This is a genomic window from Longimonas sp. (assembly GCF_040409695.1).
Classification (GTDB): Bacteria; Bacteroidota; Rhodothermia; order Rhodothermales; family Salinibacteraceae; genus Longimonas.
Genome location: NZ_JARWGJ010000194.1, coordinates 1 through 4589 on the forward strand (window position 1 = coordinate 1; position 4589 = coordinate 4589).

The 4589-nt window shown below is 56.5% G+C and carries 4 protein-coding genes; 3 read left to right on the top strand and 1 reads right to left on the bottom strand.

The annotated features are described in order from the left end of the window. Positions 1–361: 361 nt before the first annotated feature. Positions 362–1456 (top strand): hypothetical protein, encoded by a 1095-nt coding sequence (locus tag PPP56_RS11505; protein WP_353564190.1) that lies wholly within the window; start codon positions 362–364, stop codon positions 1454–1456. A 9-nt stretch (positions 1457–1465) separates the two neighbouring features. Here PPP56_RS11505 and PPP56_RS11510 read toward each other — a convergent pair whose 3' ends face one another. After that, a complete protein-coding gene (locus PPP56_RS11510) occupies positions 1466–2128 on the bottom strand; it encodes a class I SAM-dependent methyltransferase (RefSeq protein ID WP_353564191.1) in 663 nt (220 codons plus the stop codon). 362 nt (positions 2129–2490) lie between these two features. Here PPP56_RS11510 and PPP56_RS11515 point away from each other — a divergent pair, with 362 nt between their 5' ends. Together PPP56_RS11515 and PPP56_RS11520 are read left to right on the top strand one after the other, a co-directional pair. Then, positions 2491–3066, top strand: coding sequence for a restriction endonuclease subunit S (locus PPP56_RS11515; RefSeq protein ID WP_353564192.1), 576 nt, complete (start codon positions 2491–2493; stop codon positions 3064–3066). Positions 3067–3079: 13 nt separating this feature from the next. Then, entirely contained in the window at positions 3080–4585 is a 1506-nt protein-coding gene (locus tag PPP56_RS11520; protein WP_353564193.1) for a type I restriction-modification system subunit M, read from the top strand. The last annotated feature ends 4 nt before the right edge of the window (positions 4586–4589 follow it).

Consider the following 4589-nt stretch of genomic DNA (forward strand, 5'->3'; position numbering starts at 1 on the left):
ATAACGGCATGTGCGGGTTTCCTTCCTCCTTTGTTGATCGCCGCCTTGTCGCAGAATGCGCGGTCCTCACATCCCCCATTCCCTCACGCTGTTCGGGATTTCCCCCTTCGCGAAGGGGGAAATGTCGCGTAGCCACAAAGTCAGTGCTAGATCAAAATAATTGAGTACGGCACCAAAATTCTTGGTACATGCAATTTTGGGGGTACGTGCAACTCGGTCACGTATAAAGGACCATGTGACTATATAGACGGACTGAAAGAAATATTGGGGTTGTAAATTTTTTATTTTGGACGTGCAGCGAACTGACGTTCCAAGTCGGAAGGTCAGTTCGCTGTAGTTCAGTCAACTATAGGTAGAAATCATGCGCTTTACAACGATAACCATCGCTCTCTTCTTCTTTTGCCCGCTACTTTTGTCTTTTGCACAGGAAAACCCTCAGGTATCCTGGACGCATGTTGCTACTTATGATAGTGGGTTCGCAGCCCCATATGACTTCCAACTCTTGTTAGATGACACCAGCCAGCCAACTTCTGTATTGGCAATAGATCCCTTTTCATCCGACCAGGTCCTTGCCCGTATCCGTCTCGCCGACGCCAGCCCGATTGGGTCTACTGTCGTATCTGGGGAAGGACCTGGCGAACTCTCTGGAGAAGAGGTCAAAATCAGCCAGTTTTCAGATGGCGGCTTCCTGGTATGGGATAGCGGCCAGCGAAGAGCGTATGTATACGACAGTGATATTCACTTTCAGGGGCAGGTGCGCGGTATCAGCGGTTTTCCAGGAGACCTGTTTCTCGTCAACGATTCCACGGTGGCAATGGCAAGCTTTAGTCCAGACTCTTCTATTTTCACACTTCACCGTCTCCGGGAAGATAATGGGGCGTACCAGATTACTGATAGGTCTGTTGCAACAGTAGACGTATCAGATAGTCCTGCTCTTGAACAGAGCGATATTGACGACAATGTGATGCTCCGGCAAGGGCCGCATCACACGACACAGAACGGAGCGTTTTTCGGGTTTACGTACGGATCGCTCGTACTTAAATTGACCGAAGAGGGGCTACGCTGGGCAACAACTGATCCGCCCGAGCACGCGCTTCCCTTGTACGACTACCGCGACGGATACACCGTGTCCGCACCCGATGTTACGGAACACCCTCTTGGTGTACTTGACGTTACAGGCGGTGATCAATACCTCTACGTTTTATATTCTGGCAGGAAAATCGACCGTGCTGGGCTTTTCGCAACCATGACGGGTGCGATACAACGACGGCTGGAAGAGATTCGCCACTCCGGTCGTCTCTATGTACTGGATCAGGACACAGGGCGCGTTGTGGCTGACACGGAGCTGCCGACGCGGGCGCGGTCTATCAGCGTGGCTGGCGATTATCTTGGACTACTCACGCATGAGGGGGATGAGCCTGCGTTTGAGATATACGAGCTTCCTCAAGAATGGTAGGCTACCTATTCAGGTGTGACCGATCACCACCTCCGACGGAAAGGTGCGCTGTACGATGCGCGTGCGCTGCACGTCGGCGAAGCCGGCTTCTTTCATGAAGGGGGCAATGGCCACGCCCCGGCAGCCGCCCAGCAGTGGGGGCCAGATCGCATAGATCGTGTCCCAGAGTCGCTCGCTCCAGTGGGTGGGCACCGTCATGTTGATGCAGACGCACCGCCCGCCCGGCTTGAGCACGCGCTTGAACTCGCGCAGTACCGGCACGAAGTCCGCCACCGGTAGCATGTCGAACATGTAGCTGTTGAGGAGCGCGTCGAATGTGTTATTGGGGTACGGCAGGTCGTACGCATCCCCCAGACGAAGCCCGAACTGCTGGTGCGACGCATTGCGCATGCGGCGGGCGGCTTTGCGAAGCATCGCCGGCGTGCGGTCGAGGCCTTCGGTCCAACCATCAGGATTTGCCTGCACCAGCGCGGGGAACGAGAGCCCAGTGCCCACCGCCACCTCCAGCACCTGCTCGTCGTTCTGCACCGCAAGCTGCTGCAATCCGAAGGCGCGAGCCTCTGCCTCTACCCACACCGCCAGCCAGTCGTGCGTGGGCGCAATCGCGGTGTACACGTACGGCACCACAGACTGCGGCATGCGGGCGGGCTGCATGGGGGAATCGTGTTGCATGGCACAACGCGTGGGTAAGGGGATGTGAGTCAGGTCTGCGTACGTCGTTGAGAAGGGGCAGGTTTACATGTAGAAAAAGTGCCTCTTCAACAGATTGTACGCCCACCGAAAAATGAGCTGACAGAAGAACGAAGACTCAAATGTAACGATGCCGTCTCCTAAAATGGTTTTGTACACCAAACAAAAGACGCCCATCACACTATTTACGAACGGCTTGTAGCTTATTTTACAACAAACCTTTTTGTTGTATGGTGGCTACAACACTGTGTGGGCTGGAACAGTTGGAGGGCGAACGCTTTTGTTTCTACGCCAACGCCAATCTGGCCGGTGGCTATATTCGCTCACGATAAGGGGGTTTTTGCATGGCATTGCTTACCGATCTCGTATCGATTCGTACAGGGTATGTACGCGGGCGGTTTACACCTGACACTGACGGGGTCTTTGCGGTGGTTGAGCCGAAGCATATCAACAGCAGGGGGCTCATTGAAACCGGCACGATCGATTATGCCGCCGAACTCGACCCGCCTGACCATCATCAGTTGCGGGCGGGCGATGTACTCTTCGTGCCGCGTGGGCCCCGTCACCCGGCTGCACAGGTGCAGCGTCGGCACGTCAACGGGCCGCTACGCCGCGCGGTGGCCTCGTCGCAGCTGTACATCCTGCGCACCGACGATCGCCTTCTGCCTGCGTATCTGACCTGGTACCTCAATCAGGAGCAGGCGCAGTCGTACTTCCAAACGTTTGGACGAGGAGCCACCATCGCATCGATCAACCAGCAGATTCTAAGGGAATTGCCTCTTCCGGTGCCCTCTCGGGCACGCCAGACGAGAATCGCTCAGATCGCGCAACTCGCTGATAAGGAAACGCGCCTCGCGCAGCAACTCCAGCAGAAGCGCGCGACCCTCATCCAGACACTCCTTCACCACGCATCCCAATAACCCCAACGGTATTATGGCGAACCGCAAACCGTCGCAAGCTGAAATCAATCGTACGCTCTGGCAGGCCTGCGACACCTTTCGCGGGGTGGTCGATCCTGCCGAATACAAGAACTACATCTTGACGATGCTCTTCGTCAAGTACATCAGCGATGTGTGGCAAGACCACTACGAAGCGTACCAGGAGGAGTACGACAACGAGCGGCTTATCCAGCGGAAGATGGAGCGTGAGCGCTTCGTACTGCCCGAGAAAGCGACGTTCGACCACATCGCCTCCAAAAAGGATGCGCCCGACATCGGGCAGGTCATCAACAAGGCACTGGAGAAGATCGAAGAGGCCAATAAGCGCAAGCTGGAGGGGGTCTTCCGCAACATCGATTTCAACTCGGAGGCTGCCCTCGGTCAGACGAAAGATCGCAACCGCCGCCTTAAGAACCTGATTCAGGACTTCAACAAGCCCGTGCTCGACTTCCGTCCGTCGGTGGTGGGCACCGAGGACATCATCGGTAACGCGTACATGTATCTGATCAGCCGGTTTGCGTCGGATGCGGGGAAGAAAGGTGGGGAGTTCTACACGCCCGACGAGGTGTCTACGCTGCTGGCAAAGCTGGTCGATCCGGATTCTGGCGATCGCATCTACGACCCCGCCATTGGCTCCGGCTCGCTTGCCATTAAGGTGGCCGAGGAAGTGGGCGACCGCAATGTGGTGATCTACGGACAGGAGAGCAACGGAAGTACCTGGGCCCTCTGCCGCATGAATATGTTTCTGCACGGGATGGACCACGCAGAGATCGCCTGGGGCGACACGATTAACAGCCCCGAGTTCAAATCCAGCAACGACACGCTGGAGACCTTCGACGTGGTCGTCGCCAATCCGCCGTTCTCGCTCAAGAAGTGGGGCAAGGCCGACGCCAAGACCGATCCGTTTGACCGCTTTCATCGTGGGCTCCCGCCCAAATCACGAGGCGACTATGCGTTTCTGTCGCACATGATCGAATCCGCCGTCGAAGGCACCGGCCGCGTCGGGGTCATTGTGCCGCATGGCGTACTCTTTCGCAGCCGCGCCGAGGGGCGTATCCGCCAGGCACTCATTGAGGAGAACCTGTTGGATGCGGTCGTCGGTCTGCCTGAAAAGCTGTTCTTTGGCACGGGCATTCCGGCGGCCATCTTGATTTTCGACAAGAGCCGCAGCGACGACGAGGACGTGGTCTTTATCGATGCCAGCCGCGAGTACGAGGAAGGCACCAAGCAAAACGTGCTGCGCGAGCAGGACATTGAGAAGATCGTGACGACCTACCGCCAGCGCACCGAGATCGACAAGTACAGCTACGTGGCGCCGGTGGCCGAGATTGCCGAGAACGACTTCAATCTCAACATTCCCCGCTATGTGGATACCTTCGAGCCTGAACCCGAAATCGACGTGGCAGCGGTGCAACAAGAGATCGAATCCCTCGAATCTGAACTCGCCGACACGCGCCAGACCATCAACGAGCACCTGAAAGCGCTGGAGTTGATCGACTGATTGC

Coding starts and splice junctions, on each gene's coding strand:
- PPP56_RS11505 (WP_353564190.1), top strand. CDS start 362: ATGCGCTTTACAACGATAACCATCGCTCTCTTCTTCTTTTGCCCGCTA.
- PPP56_RS11510 (WP_353564191.1), bottom strand. CDS start 2,128: ATGCAACACGATTCCCCCATGCAGCCCGCCCGCATGCCGCAGTCTGTG.
- PPP56_RS11515 (WP_353564192.1), top strand. CDS start 2,491: ATGGCATTGCTTACCGATCTCGTATCGATTCGTACAGGGTATGTACGC.
- PPP56_RS11520 (WP_353564193.1), top strand. CDS start 3,080: ATGGCGAACCGCAAACCGTCGCAAGCTGAAATCAATCGTACGCTCTGG.